Annotated in this window: 19 protein-coding genes and 1 tRNA gene; 9 read left to right on the forward strand and 11 right to left on the reverse strand. The window is 68.7% G+C overall.

Annotation, left to right across the window (positions count from 1 at the left end):
- Nucleotides 1–36 precede the first annotated feature (36 nt).
- Nucleotides 37–708, reverse strand: coding sequence for a GntR family transcriptional regulator (locus tag AC1C2T_RS19100; protein ID WP_495386321.1), 672 nt, complete (start codon nucleotides 706–708; stop codon nucleotides 37–39).
- 264 nt (nucleotides 709–972) lie between these two features.
- On the opposite strand from AC1C2T_RS19100, the gene AC1C2T_RS19105 reads away from it, so the two are divergent.
- Nucleotides 973–1,476, forward strand: coding sequence for a GNAT family N-acetyltransferase (locus AC1C2T_RS19105; protein ID WP_495363052.1), 504 nt, complete (start codon nucleotides 973–975; stop codon nucleotides 1,474–1,476).
- A 155-nt stretch (nucleotides 1,477–1,631) separates the two neighbouring features.
- Here the strand turns inward: AC1C2T_RS19105 and AC1C2T_RS19110 are convergent, their stop codons facing one another.
- Nucleotides 1,632–2,051 carry a DMT family transporter gene (locus AC1C2T_RS19110; protein WP_495386322.1) on the reverse strand — a complete coding sequence of 140 codons (420 nt, stop codon included), beginning with the start codon at nucleotides 2,049–2,051 and terminating at the stop codon, nucleotides 1,632–1,634.
- Between the two features lie 218 nt (nucleotides 2,052–2,269).
- On the opposite strand from AC1C2T_RS19110, the gene AC1C2T_RS19115 reads away from it, so the two are divergent.
- Both AC1C2T_RS19115 and AC1C2T_RS19120 read left to right on the forward strand, forming a co-directional pair.
- Complete coding sequence (locus tag AC1C2T_RS19115; protein WP_495386323.1) at nucleotides 2,270–2,899, forward strand: CGNR zinc finger domain-containing protein; 630 nt, start codon at nucleotides 2,270–2,272, stop codon at nucleotides 2,897–2,899.
- Complete coding sequence (locus AC1C2T_RS19120; protein WP_495386324.1) at nucleotides 2,896–3,921, forward strand: aldo/keto reductase; 1,026 nt, start codon at nucleotides 2,896–2,898, stop codon at nucleotides 3,919–3,921. The genes AC1C2T_RS19115 and AC1C2T_RS19120 overlap by 4 nt, the downstream gene beginning before the upstream one ends.
- A gap of 165 nt (nucleotides 3,922–4,086) precedes the next feature.
- On the opposite strand, the gene AC1C2T_RS19125 is transcribed toward AC1C2T_RS19120, so the two are convergent.
- Nucleotides 4,087–4,668: an NUDIX hydrolase family protein gene (locus AC1C2T_RS19125; protein WP_495363056.1), complete on the reverse strand. Its 582-nt coding sequence runs from the start codon at nucleotides 4,666–4,668 to the stop codon at nucleotides 4,087–4,089.
- 35 nt (nucleotides 4,669–4,703) lie between these two features.
- Here AC1C2T_RS19125 and AC1C2T_RS19130 point away from each other — a divergent pair, with 35 nt between their 5' ends.
- A complete protein-coding gene (locus AC1C2T_RS19130; protein ID WP_495386325.1) occupies nucleotides 4,704–5,357 on the forward strand; it encodes an alpha/beta hydrolase in 654 nt (217 codons plus the stop codon).
- A gap of 16 nt (nucleotides 5,358–5,373) precedes the next feature.
- On the opposite strand, the gene AC1C2T_RS19135 is transcribed toward AC1C2T_RS19130, so the two are convergent.
- Nucleotides 5,374–5,754, reverse strand: a complete 381-nt coding sequence (locus tag AC1C2T_RS19135) for a DUF5997 family protein (protein WP_495386364.1) — start codon at nucleotides 5,752–5,754, stop codon at nucleotides 5,374–5,376.
- Nucleotides 5,755–5,895: 141 nt separating this feature from the next.
- On the opposite strand from AC1C2T_RS19135, the gene AC1C2T_RS19140 reads away from it, so the two are divergent.
- Both AC1C2T_RS19140 and AC1C2T_RS19145 read left to right on the forward strand, forming a co-directional pair.
- Nucleotides 5,896–6,627 carry a LysR family substrate-binding domain-containing protein gene (locus tag AC1C2T_RS19140; RefSeq protein ID WP_495386326.1) on the forward strand — a complete coding sequence of 244 codons (732 nt, stop codon included), beginning with the start codon at nucleotides 5,896–5,898 and terminating at the stop codon, nucleotides 6,625–6,627.
- A complete protein-coding gene (locus AC1C2T_RS19145) occupies nucleotides 6,624–7,373 on the forward strand; it encodes a glutamine amidotransferase (protein ID WP_495386327.1) in 750 nt (249 codons plus the stop codon). The genes AC1C2T_RS19140 and AC1C2T_RS19145 overlap by 4 nt, the downstream gene beginning before the upstream one ends.
- Before the next feature lie 69 nt (nucleotides 7,374–7,442).
- Here the strand turns inward: AC1C2T_RS19145 and AC1C2T_RS19150 are convergent, their stop codons facing one another.
- From AC1C2T_RS19150 to AC1C2T_RS19170, 5 genes are all read right to left on the reverse strand, one after another.
- The gene (locus AC1C2T_RS19150) at nucleotides 7,443–7,718 is read right to left on the reverse strand and encodes a GlsB/YeaQ/YmgE family stress response membrane protein (RefSeq protein ID WP_056011036.1); all 276 of its coding nucleotides are present in this window, start codon (nucleotides 7,716–7,718) and stop codon (nucleotides 7,443–7,445) included.
- Between the two features lie 94 nt (nucleotides 7,719–7,812).
- On the reverse strand, nucleotides 7,813–8,628 hold the full coding sequence (locus tag AC1C2T_RS19155; protein ID WP_495386328.1) for a YidC/Oxa1 family membrane protein insertase: 816 nt from the start codon (nucleotides 8,626–8,628) through the stop codon (nucleotides 7,813–7,815).
- Nucleotides 8,629–8,732: 104 nt separating this feature from the next.
- The gene (locus AC1C2T_RS19160; RefSeq protein ID WP_495380169.1) at nucleotides 8,733–9,026 is read right to left on the reverse strand and encodes a DUF6412 domain-containing protein; all 294 of its coding nucleotides are present in this window, start codon (nucleotides 9,024–9,026) and stop codon (nucleotides 8,733–8,735) included.
- A gap of 85 nt (nucleotides 9,027–9,111) precedes the next feature.
- On the reverse strand, nucleotides 9,112–9,651 hold the full coding sequence (locus tag AC1C2T_RS19165) for a GNAT family N-acetyltransferase (protein ID WP_495363061.1): 540 nt from the start codon (nucleotides 9,649–9,651) through the stop codon (nucleotides 9,112–9,114).
- 85 nt (nucleotides 9,652–9,736) lie between these two features.
- Complete coding sequence (locus AC1C2T_RS19170; protein ID WP_495363062.1) at nucleotides 9,737–10,375, reverse strand: hypothetical protein; 639 nt, start codon at nucleotides 10,373–10,375, stop codon at nucleotides 9,737–9,739.
- A 113-nt stretch (nucleotides 10,376–10,488) separates the two neighbouring features.
- Here AC1C2T_RS19170 and AC1C2T_RS19175 point away from each other — a divergent pair, with 113 nt between their 5' ends.
- On the forward strand, nucleotides 10,489–11,568 hold the full coding sequence (locus tag AC1C2T_RS19175; protein WP_495386329.1) for a DNA polymerase IV: 1,080 nt from the start codon (nucleotides 10,489–10,491) through the stop codon (nucleotides 11,566–11,568).
- A 21-nt stretch (nucleotides 11,569–11,589) separates the two neighbouring features.
- Here AC1C2T_RS19175 and AC1C2T_RS19180 read toward each other — a convergent pair whose 3' ends face one another.
- Entirely contained in the window at nucleotides 11,590–11,940 is a 351-nt protein-coding gene (locus tag AC1C2T_RS19180; RefSeq protein ID WP_495386330.1) for a PIN domain-containing protein, read from the reverse strand.
- A tRNA-Ser gene (locus AC1C2T_RS19185) sits at nucleotides 11,913–12,002 on the reverse strand. The genes AC1C2T_RS19180 and AC1C2T_RS19185 overlap by 28 nt, the downstream gene beginning before the upstream one ends.
- A 171-nt stretch (nucleotides 12,003–12,173) precedes the next feature.
- On the opposite strand from AC1C2T_RS19185, the gene AC1C2T_RS19190 reads away from it, so the two are divergent.
- Both AC1C2T_RS19190 and radA read left to right on the forward strand, forming a co-directional pair.
- The gene (locus tag AC1C2T_RS19190) at nucleotides 12,174–13,004 is read left to right on the forward strand and encodes an SGNH/GDSL hydrolase family protein (protein ID WP_495386331.1); all 831 of its coding nucleotides are present in this window, start codon (nucleotides 12,174–12,176) and stop codon (nucleotides 13,002–13,004) included.
- 9 nt (nucleotides 13,005–13,013) lie between these two features.
- Nucleotides 13,014–14,378 carry a DNA repair protein RadA gene (gene radA, locus AC1C2T_RS19195; protein ID WP_495363067.1) on the forward strand — a complete coding sequence of 455 codons (1,365 nt, stop codon included), beginning with the start codon at nucleotides 13,014–13,016 and terminating at the stop codon, nucleotides 14,376–14,378.
- Nucleotides 14,379–14,450: the final 72 nt, after the last annotated feature.

Here is a 14,450-nt window from a genome sequence, read left to right on the forward strand (position 1 = left end):
CTTCGCCCTCACCCTCGCCCCCAGCTCCCTCGGCCCCTACTCGGTCTCGGGGTTGCCCGCCCACCAGCCGAGCGTGCGATGGATGTGCCGGTGCATGAGCTCGCGCGCTCCGGCGGCATCCCCTGCCTCGAGCAGCTGCAGGAGCTCGAGGTGCTCGGCCGCCGACTCGTCGAGCCGATTGGTCTCGAGCATCGCCGAGAGCCCAACGAGTCTCGTGCGCGACCGGAGCTCGGCGACGGTCTCGACGAGCAGGCGATTGCCCAGCATGCGCGTGAGCGTCAGGTGGAAATGCACGTCGGCCTCGAGATAAGCGCGCAGGTCGCCCGTACGCGCGCCGACGACGATCTTCTCGGCGAGCTCGGTGAGCGCCGGCAACTCGCCGACCGGGAACCGTCGTGCGAGCTCTTCCATCGCCGGCGGCTCGAGCAACTGGCGCACCTCGACGATCTCGCGCAGCGCTTCGGGGCTCACCGTCGTGACCCGAAAACCCTTGTTGCGCACCGGTTCGACGAACCCACGCCCCTCGAGATCGAGCATCGCCTCGCGCGCCGGCGTCGCCGAGACATCGAACTGCGCTGCGAGCGTCGGCACGGTCAGCAGTGTGCCCGGCGCGAGCTCGCCGGAGATGATCGCCGCCGAGAGCGACTGCTCCACTTGCGCGCGCAGGCTCTGTTGCTGCTCGACCGGACGAATCGGGGTGACCCCCATGGCTGTTCCGACCTCTCTCATCGGTCGCGGACGGCGGACTACTGCCTGTACGACCAGACCCCTTTGTGCTGTGTCATGCATCACGATGTTGTAGTGGGTGACATATTACGTGCACGGGTTCGGCGTTCGTCAAGCCCCGAAGCCCTGAATTCGTCAGACTTCACATGATCGAAACGAACGGCGGGATGCGCTCTCGACACGCCCGGCGTCGCGGCGCGGCGTCGTCGATTTCGTCGCACGGGCGCGCTGGCTTAGTCTCGGGACATGAGCACCGAAGTCGTTGCCGATGTCGTCGTCCGCCCCATTCGGGACTCCGATGTGGAGGCCCTCGGTCGCGTACACGCCACCTGCTGGCACGAGACCTACGACCACCTGATCAGCGCCGCTGCCTTCGAGCACCTCTCCCCTCGCCGCATGGCCGAGCTGTGGAACCACTACGCAGAGCGCGGCGAGGAGTACTCGCAGTTCGCTGCACTCGTCGACGGCGAGATCGTCGGCTTCGTCGGCTCGGGTCCCGCCCGAGACGAGAACCCGCCGCGCGAGCGCGAGCTCTTCTTCATCTACCTGCTCGACGCCTACCACGGCACCGGCATCGGCCAGAAGCTCTTCGACGCCGCCGTCGGCGATGACGCCGTCTACCTCTGGGTCGCTGCAGACAACCCGCGCGCCCACCGCTTCTACGCACGCAACGGCTTCGTGGCCGATGGCGCGGAGCAGGTGCAGCCGTTCCTCGGCGAAGAGATCCACGAGGTACGGCTCGTTCGCTGAGCAGGACCGATCGCGGCATCCGTCACCGGCAACGCCGTGATCGCGGCGCGAGCCACAAGCGACCAGTACAGACCAAGGTCACCCACCGTCATCGATCATCCCCAGAAAGCCGAGCGCGATTGGGGGCGGCCGGTCCACCCGCCTTGTCTGAGGACTTACGGTTCCCGATGGAGGGCAACGGCGACTCCAATCGCAGCGACAAGAGCGGTCGGGTTGGTGAAGGCAGGCAGGGCGTCTGCAATGCCGAACGGCAAGGCCGCGATGGCGGCGATGAGTATCGCCATTCCGAGCCCGTCGATGCTCGAGAGATGCTCCTGGCGCGAGACTCGGTGGCCGAGGATGATGTATCCCGCGAAGAGGATCATGTTGGCGAAGGCCAAGGCGAAGCCGGTCGGAGCTCCAGCGAAGCTCATCTCGCTGAGTGCGACAACGCCGACGACTGCCAGTGCCACCGCGCCGAGGTTTCGCATGCTGCGGAGCGCGATTGCGGCGAGCGTGATCGGTCCGACGAACTCGATCGCGGCCACAGTGCTGAGCGGCAGCGCATCGATCGCGAGGTAGAAGACAGCGTTCATTGCCGCCAGCAGCATGCCCCAGGGGACGCGGCTCCGGTTCAGGGTGGACCATGCGCAACCTAACGCTCGTATTCAAGAACGCTCGTGATGTAGAGCAATCGCCATGCTAACGTGTCAAATACGAAACGAACGTTATGGAGGCGGCAATGGCGGTCGCAGTCGAACTGCACCCGGGCTCGTACCAGGGCACATACAAACTCATCGGTGGCACACCAGCGTTGGACTTCGCGAACCTCGTGAGCTATCGCAGTACAGAGCGCCGGCACGATTGGCTCGAACCGGACGAGAATGTGCATCGCTGGGCGAAGGCGGCCGGCCTTCCTTCTCCTCGCACCTCCGATGTGGCCACCCTTGCTGGGTTGCAAATGTTCCGCGAGGCACTCGCCGACGTTTTCCTCGCGGTCGCGGACGGCCAGACGCCCGATCCCGACGGTGTCACCCGGATCGGTGCTCGGGCGGCCGCTGCGTACTCCCGGAGACAACTGCGCTTCCCAGATGGAGCCGATGCGGCCGAGTGGACGAGTCCTTCACTCCTCGAAGGGCTCGCCATTGATGCCGCCGAACTGCTCACCTCGGCTGAACGCCTGGCCCGTGTCGTTGCCTGCCAAGAGTGCCGCTGGCTGTTTCTGGACAGCACTCGCAACCACAGCCGCCGCTGGTGCGACCCCGCCGACTGCGGCAATCGGGCACGTCAGCGCCGCCACTACCAGCATCGGCTCGCATCAGCACCGCGGCGATCCGCCGGTGACGTCCACGGTGGAAGCATCCCCGTCGTCGAGCGCGGGTCGACGGCGCGCCAGCCGCCCACCGACATCGCCACTCCCCAGCCGGAAGGATCCGCCCGATGACCGCATCTCCCGACGCGGCCGCTGTCGCTCGCGTTCGCCTCGGCGATGGACTGTTCACGAGCCAGCTCGGCTTCGGAGCGATGGGCCTTGCCGAGGTCTACGGGCCGATCGATGAAGCCGAGGCACTGGCCACCCTCAATCATGTCGTCGACACAGGCGTCGACCTGATCGACACTGCGGACGTGTATGGAGCAGGCTCCAACGAGCGGCTGATCTCCCGCCTACTCCGAGACCGCCGCGCGGAGGTCACGCTGGCGACCAAGTTCGGGATCGTGTCGCGGAGCGACACCGACACGATGGTCTCCACGCGAAACGACGCGGCATATGCCCGGCAAGCATGCGACGCCAGTCTGAAACGACTGGGCACGGAGGTGATCGACTTGTATTACCTCCACCGCCGCCAGGTCTCGGTGCCGCTGGAGGAGATCGTCGGAGCCATGGCCGAACTCGTGACCGCCGGCAAGGTCCGGCACCTCGGCCTGTCAGAGGTCACCGCAGACGAGCTGCGCCAAGCCCACGCGATCCACCCGATCGCCGCAGTTCAAAGCGAATGGTCGCTGTGGAGCCGCGACGTGGAACGACACGTCGTCCCGGCTGCGGCCGAACTCGGCATCGGCTTCGTCCCATACGCGCCGCTGGGCCGAGGCTTCCTCACCGGCACCATCACCAGCGCCGCCGAACTCCACGGCGACTGGCGAGCCAGCATGGACCGGTTCCACGGGGACGCGTTCGACGCCAACCAGACTCTCCTCGAAGCCGTACGCGGAATCGCCCACGAGAACGACGCCACACCGGCGCAAGTCGCCCTGGCCTGGTTACGCCAACACGGCACCCAGCTCGGGCTCCCCGTCGTTCCGATCCCCGGAACCCGACGACCAGCGCGCGTCGACGAGAACCTCCGCTCCCTGACTCTGAGCCTGAACGCGGAGGCGATGTCGGCCCTCGATGTTCTCGCAGCCAGCGTTGTCGGACGCCGCTCCAACCAATCCGACCCTGATTGGGTCTCCGACACCCGCGAATAGACCGCGCAGACGACCAACGGGCAAGGCGCCCCGATGGCGCAGAGCAAGTGCAGCCGTTCCTCGGCGACGAGATCCACGAGGTACGGCTCGTCCGCTGAGCCTCCCGTCCCCTGAGCTCGCCGAAGGGAGCGCGCTTCGACAAGCTCAGCGAGCGATCGGTGCGCGCTAGCGCAGTGCGCCCACCGAGGCGAGTGCCTGCTTGACGAGCGAGCCCCTGCCGCCCTCCATCTCGGCGGCGACACCCTCGCTCACCGCCTCCTCGGGGGTCATCCACGTCACCTCGAGCGCATCCTGACGCGGCTCGCAGGTGCCCGTGACGGGCACGACGAAGGCGAGCGACACCGCGTGCTGGCGTTCATCGGTGAAGTACGAGATACCGGGCAGCGGGAAGTACTCGGCAACGCTGAAGGGCACCGAGCTCGCGGGCAACAACGGGAACGCCATCGGCCCCAAGTCTTTCTCGAGATGGCGGAACAGCGCGTCTCGAATCGTCTCGCCGTACATGACCCTTCCTGAGACGAGCGTGCGGGTCATCTCCCCCACCGCGTTCGCGCGCAATAGCACGCCGACCTCGGTGACCTGCCCCAGCCCGTCGACGCGCACCGGCACCGCCTCGACGTAGAGCAGCGGCAACCTGCCCCGCACCTCGGCGAGCTCGAGGTCGGTGAGCCACCCCGGATTCGCCGGCGGCCTGACGTCGGGATCGTCGTCAGGATTCCAGTCCGGGTCGGGAGTGCGTACGCTCATGCCTTGATTCTGCCTCACACCACTAGCGTTGACCCATGGTTCCCGTGCAGATCGACGATGAGGCGGTGCTCTGGTCCGCATCCGCGGCCGATCGCGAGGGGCGTCCGCTCCTCGTGCTGCTGCACGGGTACAACTCCAACGAGGGCGACCTGTTCGGTCTCACGCCGTACCTGCCGCTCGCGCCGGCCATCGCCTCGCTCCGTGCGCCGACGTTCACGGGATACGGTCACGCGTGGTTCCCACTCACCGATGAGGGTGTCGAGCTCTCGATCGAGGGGGCGGATGCCGCGACGACGGCCGTCATCGATTGGCTCGACCGGGTGGCACCAGACGTCGCGTCGGTCGGCGTGCTCGGCTTCTCCCAGGGCGGCGCGATGGCGCTCGAGCTGCTTCGGCGCGCACCCGAGCGTTTCACGTTCGCGGTGAGCCTCGCGGGTTTCGCGCTGCCGGGCGACCGCGACGGCGATGAGCGGATGTCGGAGCTCGCCCCGCCCGTATTCTGGGGTCGCGGCACGGTCGATGAGGTGATCCCCGCGGCATCCGTCGCTCGCACGCAAGCCTGGCTGCCGACGCACGCAGATCTCGATGAGCGCATCTACGAAGGGCTCGGCCACTCGGTTTCCGAGCGCGAACTCGCCGACGCTTCAGCCTTCCTCGCCGCCCGCTACCCGACACCGCTGGTCGAGTAGCGAAGCGTATCGAGATCTAGACGCCCGAGCCGCCGCTGCGGCGCTCGGCCCGCTCCTTGTCGCGATCGGCGACACGGATCTTCTCGGCGCGCACGGCGGCCTGCGTTGCACGTTCGGTGACGAGCCAGGCAGGCGGGGCCTCGAGCAACGCCTTGATCTGAACGGTCGTGAGCGGTTCGGTGACCTCGCCACGGGCCAGGCCAGAGTTGGAGACGCCGAGCTTCGCCGCGACCACGGTGCGCGGGTGCGGGCCCTCGCGGCGCAGCACCTGCAGCCACTCGGGCGGGTCGGCCTGCAGCGCAGCCACTTCGTCGCGCGTGACGACCCCGGTGCGGAACTCCTCGGGCGCGGCCTCGAGGAGGATGCCGAGCTTCTTGGCTGCGGTCTCCGCTTTCATGGTCTGGGCGTTTCTCGACTGGGACTGGCTCACCTTCACACCGTAGCCCGTCGCGCGGCATCCGCCCACCCGAGCCGGCCGGGCGGCCATCGTCTACGCTGGATGCAGGCTGTGCGAGGCCGCTTGCGAACGGGGGCCGAGGTGACACTGACACTGCGATACGTCGACGGCGTGAGCCCCTCGAAGTGGTTCAAGGTGTGGGGCGAACGCCGGCCCGACCTTCCGCTCGAGGCGCTCGTCGTCGAACAGCCCGAGCAGCTCACCGCGCTCCTCGCGGGCGAGGCCGACGTCGCATTCGTGCGACTCCCAGTCGAGACCGAGGGCCTGCACGCCGTCGCCCTCTGGGAGGAGCTCGCGGTCGTGGTGCTGCCGAAGGAGCATCCGCTCGCCGATGCCGATGAGCTCACCCTCGCCGACTTCGAGAACGAGACGCCCGCACCCGTGCAGCCAGATGCCGCGATGACCATCGAACTCGTCGCCGCGGGCACCGGCCATGCGATCCTGCCGCAGTCCGTCGCCCGGCTGCATCGCCGCAAAGACGTCGTCGCGATTCCGGTGACGGATGCCCCGGCCACGCAGATCTCATTGGTCTGGCATCGCGACCGAGACGACACCGACATCCAGGAATTCGTCGCCGTCGTGCGTGGTCGCGGTGCGAAGAGCTCGCGCGGATCGGCCGACGACCCGCCCCCGATGAAGCCCGCGAAGGCGGCCAAGCTCGCCGCAGCCGAACGCCGAGCTGCTGCGGCCAAAGCGGCCGGCGGCGGCAAGGGCAACGCCGGCGGCAAGGGCAAGGCCGGGGGCAAGGCCGGCCGGCCGGCGCCGCGCACCGGCGGGGGCGCGAAGCAGCGCAGCCGACGGAGAGGTCGATGACGCAAAGGCCGTTCCTCTTCCTCTCAGCACGCCCCGAGGTGGAGGCCGTCGGCCCGGAGTACGAGTCGGTGCGCCGCGCGATGGGCGTCGATGCCGGGAGCCTCGAACACGTGCGCCTCGACGTCGACCCGCTCGGCGATGTCGCGATCGACGACTACGTCGGCATCGTCGTGGGCGGCAGCCCATTCAACGTGACGACCCCTGAGGCGGGCAAGCACGAGGTGCAGCGCCGTGTCGAGTCCGATCTCGCCCGTCTCGCCGAAGAGGCGCTCAGGGCCGACTTCCCACTCCTGCTCACCTGCTACGGCATCGGGGTGCTGACCCGATTGCTCGGCGGCGAGGTCGGCACGGCACACGGCGAACAGGCTCAGGCCGTCGAGATCCAGCTCACCGCCGAAGGCGTGGCCGACCCGCTCGTCGGCGCGTTGCCCGAGCGGTTCGACGCGCTCGTCGGCCACAAGGAGGCCACCGAGCGACTGCCTGCAGATGCCCGGTTGCTCGCATCGTCAAACGGATGCCCCGTGCAGATCTACCGCGTGGGCGCGGGTGTCTACGCGACGCAGTTCCACCCCGAGGTGTCGACCGACGATTTCATCGCCCGCGCACAGGTCTACCGCCACCACGGCTACTTCCCGGCGAGCGAACTGCGCGAGGTCGGCGAACGGCTGGCCGCGGCATCCGTCATCGAACCGCAACGCATGCTGAGACGCTTCGCCGAGCTCGCCCTCGAACGCGCACGCGAATGAGCCGCGTGCCGTCGACCGGCCGGTTGAGGCCGGCCGACGAGCACGCGGCGTTCGTCGTGCCGAACGGTCTCAGGCTGCCGTGCTCTTGCTGCGGCCCCGAGTGATCAGGCCCCAGATCAACAGCACGATGATCGATCCGGCGATGGCGAGGAGCCAGGTGCCGAGATCCCAGAACTGATCCATGCCGATGCCGAAGATGGCACTGCCGATCCAGCCGCCGAGCAGAGCGCCGACAACGCCGAGCAGCAGGGTGACGAACCACCCGCCGCCTTGATTGCCAGGCAGGATCAGCTTGGCGATCGCCCCGGCGATGAGGCCGAGGATCAGGAACGCGAGGAAACTCATGTTGTGCTCCTTCGTTTGATTCCCCTACGAAACCACCGCTGGGCAGGCGGTGCAAGCCCTTACCCCGCGTGGCGTCGATGCAATACAGGGCCGATCAGGCGGTCTTCACCTCGGCGAGCGGGTGTCTGCGCCTGAGCAGGGTCCGCTGCACGAGCGTCCACGCCACCGTGACGAAGAGGTACAGGGCGGCCGCGAGCGGCACGAAGATCGCGATCACCGCGGTGATGAACTGCAGTGCTCCGAGGGCGCGGGCGAACCCCGGCCCGGCGAGCAGGGCAGCGGATGCCCCTGCGGCGTCGGTCTTCGCCGAGGCCTCCGCTCGGCTCGTGCTGGCGACCCCGCCGCCGGGCGGGCGCGGCTGGAAGACGCGTCGGGTGATCTCGCCGACGACGGCGATGCCGACGATCACGACGCCGAAGACGAGCAGTGCGCCCGGCGTCAGCGTGCCGGTCGCGATCTGGCCGGCGAGGCTCGAGCCGAGCGGCACGCCGAAGAAGGTCTGCTCGAGCAGCGCGTTCGGGTGCCCGGCGATCGTCGGCAGGATGAAGAGCGCGTAGATCACGCCGACGATGGGCGCCTGCACCAGCATCGGCAGGCAACCGGCGAAGGGCGTGGTGCCCTCCTCGCCGTAGAGTGCCATCGTCTCGCGCTGCAGTCGCTCGGGGTTCTTCTTGTGCTTCTGCTGCAGCGCGGCGAGCTTCGGGGCAAGACGGGAACGCGTCTGTTCGGCCTTGGCCTGCGAGACGCCGACCGGGATGAGGGCGGCGCGCACGAGCAGGGTGACGAGCACGACGGCCGCCGCGGCACTCGCGATGCCGATGAGCGGTTCGAGGATGCCCGCGAGGGCCATGAGCACGGCGTGTGCGCCGTCGAGAATGGCGGCGATGGGCGGGAAGGCATAGAGGTCCATGAGAGTTCCTTGCGGTCGGAGGGATGTGTGAATCCGTCTGGCCGCGAGGAATCGGGTCGCCGAGCCGTCGCCCGCTGGGCGATGGTGGCGTCGGTCGAGTGTCGCTACGCGGCCGCGATGCCGCCAGCCGGCGCCCTCGGGCGAGCGCGCCCGGGTGCGTCGGGGTCGCTCTGCGCGAGGAGTCGCCACGGGTCGGCCGTCTGCCGGAACCGTGTGGCCGCGCCGCTCGCGTCGGCCGCGACGATCGCCGGCAACGCCTGACAGGCCACGACGACCACGGCGACGGCGGCCGCGCCGACGACACCGAGGAGCACGATCGACATCTGCGCGTTCGAGGCGAGCGCGATCTCGAGTGAGGCCTGCGCGACCCGGAAGAGGGCGACGACGAGTTCGATCATGTCTGCTCCCCTCGGTCGGCACGGCGACCGATGCCGGCGCGCTCGCGTGGGTCCACGCTAACACCGGAGGCAGGTGCCGTTCGGCTCACTCTTCGAGCAGCCGCTCGAAGAGCACGTGATCCTGCCACTCCCCCGCGATGCGCAGGTGTCGGCGGGAGAGCCCGAAGCGTTCGAACCCGTTGCGAGCGAGCACCGCCTGCGACGCGGCATTGTGCACGAGCGTGCCGGCCTGCACGCGGTGCAGGCCGATGCCGCGCGCCGCGTGCACGGCGAGACCGACCGCCGTTGTCGCGAGGCCGCGCCCGGCATAGCGGGCGTCGATCCAGTAGCCGAGGTGCGCATTCTGGAACGCGCCGCGCACGATGTCGGAGAGATTCATCCGGCCGACTATCTCGTCGCCGTCGACGATCACGAACGGCACGGCGAGACCCGCCTCGAGTCGGGTGAGCGATGCCTCGACGTCGCGCCGGTGCATCTCGGCGGTGAAGAAGTCGTCGGTGCGGGTGGGCTCCCAAGGCGCGAGGTGCTCACGGTTGCGCGTGTACGCCGCGGCGAGCGCGGGCCCGTCGCCGATCGCGAGTTCACGGAACACGAGGCCGTCGTCGAGTTCGACCGGTTGATGCACGCTGCGTTCCCTCCGCGGAATCCACGGTGACGGGTGCCGCGTGGTCGGCCACCCACGCTAGCATCGGGTGCGATTCGGGCCCAGCTCACACCAGCACCGGGAACGTGGCGAGGATCACCCCGCCAGCGATCGCGACGACGGCACCGAGCCCGAGCAGGAACCATCCGGGCCAGCGCGAGGTGTTGCGCTCGGACATCGCCGTGAAGAACAGCACCATCGCGAACAGCACCGTGAGGATCGAATAGTTGTCACCGCGCTGGTTGCTCTTGAGCGCGGCTTCGAACTTCTCGTCGGCGAGTTTCGCCGCCGCGACCGATTCCTCCTTCCCGATCGGAACATAGCTGGGTTCGGCGAACGGTGACTTGAGGTCCTCGCCGCCGGCCTGCCAGTCCTCGAACGCGACCGTGAACTCCGGAGTGAATCGAGCACGCACGTAGTCGGCGAGTGCGGTGTCGCCCGTCGCCGTCGCATCGACCCACTGGGTGTAGATGGCGAGGTCCACCGCCTGCGCGTCGCGCGACTCGCTCGCGAGGTCGACCGACTTGATTCGCGCGGCGGATGCCTGGCTGAAGTCGATCGACATCTGCCCGCTCCACTTCGAGGACTCGAAGCCGCACCACGCCGTCAGGATCGCGGTGACCGACAGCAGGAAGACGGCGATGATCTCCCGCGCCTCCGCCCACCGCTGACGCGTCCGCGACTCGGCTGGCTGTTCGGTGGACATCGTGCTCCTCGTGGTTCGGACCAGGACCGGCTCACGGTATCGAAGCCCTCGACGTTCCGAATCACTCGGTTCGGGTGATTGGGGGCGCTGGCGTCACGAGGCAGACTGGTTCCGTGACCGGACACCGGAAGTCCTGGGTGCTGCACGTCGACCTCGACCAGTTCGTCGCGGCCGTCGAAGTGCTGCGACGGCCGGAGCTCGCGGGCAAGCCGGTGATCGTCGGCGGTCGAGGAGACCCGACCGAACGCGCCGTGGTCTCGACCGCGTCGTACGAGGCGCGCGAGTTCGGCGTCGGATCAGGGATGCCCCTGCGCATCGCCGCCCGCAAGGCACCCGATGCCGTGATCCTGCCGGTCGACGCAGAGGCCTACACCGCGGCATCCGCTGAGGTCATGGCGACGCTGCGCGCGCAGCCCGGCGCGACCGTGCAGGTGCTCGGCTGGGACGAGGCCTTCGTCGGCGTGCCGACAGAGGACCCAGAGACCTACGCCCGGATGTTGCAGCTGGCCGTGCTCGAACGAACCCGACTGCACTGCAGCGTCGGCATCGGCGACACACTGGTGCGGGCCAAGGTCGCGACGGGGTTCGGCAAGCCTCGCGGCGTGTTCCGGCTCACCGCCGACAACTGGCTCGAGGTTCTGGGCGACCGCCCGACGATCGACCTCTGGGGCGTCGGCTCGAAGATCTCCCGCCGCCTGGCCGGGCTCGGCATCGCCACTGTCGCCGAGCTGGCGGCGACTGCGCCCGACGCCCTGGTCGCCGAGTTCGGGCCGAGGATGGGGCCCTGGTACGCCCAGCTCGGCCGCGGCGAGGGCGCCGACGTCGTCGACGACACACCGTGGGTCGCCCGCGGGCACAGCAGGGAGACGACGTTCCAGCAGGACCTGACCGAGCCCGCGCAGGTCGATGCCGCCGTGCGGGAGCTCGTCGCCCGGGTACTTGAAGACATCGCGGCCGAGGGTCGGCCGGTGATCGGGCTCACGCTCAAGGTGCGGTACGCGCCGTTCCTCACCAAGGTCTTCACCAAGAAGGTGCCGGAGACGTTCGACGGTGAGGCGGTACTGACTCGGGCGCTGGATCTCGCCGGGCGGATCGAACCCGACCGGCCGATCAGACTGCTCGGGCTGCGCGCGGAGATGCCGATGCCCGACGACGCCCGCGAGGGGCACACGCCGACGCGCAGCGGCTGGTGAGCCGAGCGTGTCGACGCCCGACTAGGACACTGTGCCGCGGGGCACGATCCATTCCTGCTTCAGCTCTGGGACGACGCTGGCGATGAGCTCGAAATCGCGGTCGAAGTGGATCACGGTTGCATCATTCGCAACTGCGTAGGCAGCGATGACGGTATCCAGCGCGCCGGCCGCCCGGACCAAACCGCCATGCCAGAGCCTGCCCTGAATCGCAAGCGTCATGGCGCTGGTGGGAGTTTCAGGACACTCGGTGAAAGCCGCAACTGCGTTCACGATGTCGTCATGCTGGAGCAGCAAAAAGAAACCCCTGACTTCCTTGTGATTACTGGGAAGTAGGGGTTTCTCTGTGGCGGTACCGGTGGGATTTGAACCCACGGTGGGCTTTCACCCACACAACTTTTCGAGAGTTGCACCTTCGGCCGCTCGGACACGGTACCGAGGACGATCTTAGACGACGCGCGCGTCAGTGCCAAAACGAGCGGATGCCTCAGCCGACGTGGCGGCAATCCCCACCGCCGTCGGGTGAGACCGCCGCCAGACGCCTTATGCCCAGCTCGCGCCCAGCCGGCGCGCAGGCAACTCGAAGTCGAAGGTCATAGTTTCGGGTGATGACCGCAGAACTCCTCACGCCGGCGGTGGCTCCCGTCACGAATCGCGCGTCAGGCGACTCGATGAGCGTCTGGCGCGGCATCCGTCTGTCTGCTGTCACGCTGCTCGGTGCAGGCGGAGTGCCTCGATTCCGCGATCGGATGCTCGAGAACAAGGCCACGCTGAACGAGACGCTGCCGGTGCACTCGAAGTGGTGGCGCGACCACGCGAAGGTCGAGGGCGAGCTGCTCTACGTCGCCATCGGCGACAGTGCGGCACAGGGCATCGGCGCGTCGCAGCCTGACCGCAGCTACGTCGGCGTGGTCGCCGACGGTGTTCGCGAGATGACCGGGCGAAGCGTGCGCGTCGTGAATCTCAGCGTCTCGGGTGCGACGACGCGCCTCGCCGTGCGCGACCAGCTGCCGCGGTTCCGCGATCTGCGGCCCGACGTGGTCACGGTCTCGATCGGTGCGAATGACATCGCCGGCTGGAACCCTCAGGCGTTCGAGCGCAACATCCGCTCGATCTTCGCCGAGCTGCCCTCCGGCGCCGTCGTCGCCGACCTGCCGTGCTTCTACTTCCCGCACACCGAACGCAAGGTGGCCGAGGCGAATCGGATGCTTCGCGCTGCCGCCCTCGAGCACGGACTCGTCGTTGCGCCACTGCACGAGATCATGAAACGGCAAGGGCTCCGGGGCATCCTGACGCAGTTCGCGCGCGACATGTTCCACCCGAACGACCACGGGTACGCGGTATGGGCCGAGGCCTTCCGACCGGCTGTCGCCAGGGCGGCCGCGCACCTCGGCGTCGACACGCGCGCCGAAGCGCTCACTGTCGGCGGCCGCGGCTAGTCTCGGGGCATGGCCCGCTCCACCTCCACGTTCCGTTGCACCGAGTGCGGCTGGAGCACCGTCAAGTGGGTGGGCCGCTGCAGCGAGTGCCAGCAGTGGGGCACCGTCGTCGACGTGGCCGAAGCCACCGGCATCGTGCGTGCAGTGCAGGCGGTGCAACTCGGCGAGGCGCGCACCGCCCGCCCGATCACCGACGTGCAGACCGAAGACGCTGCGCACCGCCCGAGCGGCATCGGCGAGTTCGATCGGGTGCTCGGCGGCGGCATCGTCGCCGGCGCCGCGATCCTGCTCTCCGGCGAGCCTGGGGTGGGCAAGTCCACACTCCTGCTCGAGGTCGCGGCGCGCGTGGCGGCCACCGGCAGACGGGTGCTCTACGTCACCGCCGAAGAGTCGGTCGCGCAGGTGCGCCTTCGAGCTGGGCGCACGAAGGCCCTGCACGACGAGCTCTTCATCGCGGCAGAGACCGATCTCGCGACGATCCTCGGGCAGGTCGACGCCATCGCCCCCGAGCTTCTCATCGTCGACTCGGTGCAGACCGTGTCGTCATCCCTCTCCGATGGTCTGCCGGGGCAACCGAGCCAGGTGCGCGAGGTCGCATCGACACTCATCCGCGTCGCGAAAGAGCGGCGGCTGCCAGTGCTGCTCGTCGGCCACGTCACGAAAGACGGCTCGATCGCCGGCCCCCGCCTGCTCGAGCACCTCGTCGACGTCGTCTGCCAGTTCGAGGGCGATCGACAAACGGCCCTTCGCTTCGTGCGGGCCCTCAAGAACCGCTTCGGGCCGACCGACGAGGTGGGTTGCTTCGAGATGACCGGCGAGGGCATCTCCGAGGTGCCCGACCCGTCGGGCCTCTTCCTCTCGAGCGGGCGCAGTGCCGTGAGCGGCACGTGCGTCACCGTCGCACTCGAGGGGCGCCGTGCACTGCCGGTCGAAGTGCAGGCGCTCGTCGTGTCGACGAAGGCGCCGCAGCCTCGCCGCGTGGTCAACGGGGTCGATCCATCGCGGGTGGCCATGATCATCGCCGTGCTCGAGCGTCGAGCCGGCCTGAAGACTCTCGGCGATCACGACGTCTACGTCTCCACCGTCGGCGGCGTGCGGCTCGCCGAGCCCGGCGCCGACCTCGCGATCGCCGTCGCCATCGCCTCGGCCATGCGCGACCGTGCCGTGCCGCACGAGCTCGCCGCCTTCGGCGAGATCAGCCTCGCCGGCGAGGTGCGTCCGGTCACCGCGGCGAAGCAGCGGGGCGCCGAAGCACGACGCCTCGGCTACACGACCATCCTCGACGTCGAAGCCGGCAGCGTGCACGCCGCCGTGCAGCGCGCCATGATGGCCTCGACCGGCCCGCGCGAACGCGAACTCGACGCCGCCTTCTGACGGCCTCACGCGATGCCTCAGGGTGCCGCAGCCGCACACCTGCAGACTCGAGCCTTGCGCGCCGACTCGGCG

The sequence above is a fragment of the Agromyces sp. Y558 genome (assembly GCF_059445415.1).

Excerpts from the sequence above, each read along its gene's own strand:
- AC1C2T_RS19135 (WP_495386364.1), bottom strand. The coding sequence starts at position 5,754 with ATGAAAGCGGAGACCGCAGCCAAGAAGCTCGGCATCCTCCTCGAGGCC.
- AC1C2T_RS19120 (WP_495386324.1), top strand. The coding sequence starts at position 2,896 with ATGACCGCATCTCCCGACGCGGCCGCTGTCGCTCGCGTTCGCCTCGGC.
- AC1C2T_RS19170 (WP_495363062.1), bottom strand. The coding sequence starts at position 10,375 with ATGTCCACCGAACAGCCAGCCGAGTCGCGGACGCGTCAGCGGTGGGCG.
- AC1C2T_RS19145 (WP_495386327.1), top strand. The coding sequence starts at position 6,624 with ATGACGCAAAGGCCGTTCCTCTTCCTCTCAGCACGCCCCGAGGTGGAG.
- AC1C2T_RS19160 (WP_495380169.1), bottom strand. The coding sequence starts at position 9,026 with ATGATCGAACTCGTCGTCGCCCTCTTCCGGGTCGCGCAGGCCTCACTC.
- AC1C2T_RS19150 (WP_056011036.1), bottom strand. The coding sequence starts at position 7,718 with ATGAGTTTCCTCGCGTTCCTGATCCTCGGCCTCATCGCCGGGGCGATC.
- AC1C2T_RS19190 (WP_495386331.1), top strand. The coding sequence starts at position 12,174 with ATGACCGCAGAACTCCTCACGCCGGCGGTGGCTCCCGTCACGAATCGC.
- AC1C2T_RS19105 (WP_495363052.1), top strand. The coding sequence starts at position 973 with ATGAGCACCGAAGTCGTTGCCGATGTCGTCGTCCGCCCCATTCGGGAC.
- AC1C2T_RS19130 (WP_495386325.1), top strand. The coding sequence starts at position 4,704 with ATGGTTCCCGTGCAGATCGACGATGAGGCGGTGCTCTGGTCCGCATCC.
- AC1C2T_RS19100 (WP_495386321.1), bottom strand. The coding sequence starts at position 708 with ATGGGGGTCACCCCGATTCGTCCGGTCGAGCAGCAACAGAGCCTGCGC.
- AC1C2T_RS19155 (WP_495386328.1), bottom strand. The coding sequence starts at position 8,628 with ATGGACCTCTATGCCTTCCCGCCCATCGCCGCCATTCTCGACGGCGCA.
- radA (WP_495363067.1), top strand. The coding sequence starts at position 13,014 with ATGGCCCGCTCCACCTCCACGTTCCGTTGCACCGAGTGCGGCTGGAGC.
- AC1C2T_RS19125 (WP_495363056.1), bottom strand. The coding sequence starts at position 4,668 with ATGAGCGTACGCACTCCCGACCCGGACTGGAATCCTGACGACGATCCC.
- AC1C2T_RS19110 (WP_495386322.1), bottom strand. The coding sequence starts at position 2,051 with ATGAACGCTGTCTTCTACCTCGCGATCGATGCGCTGCCGCTCAGCACT.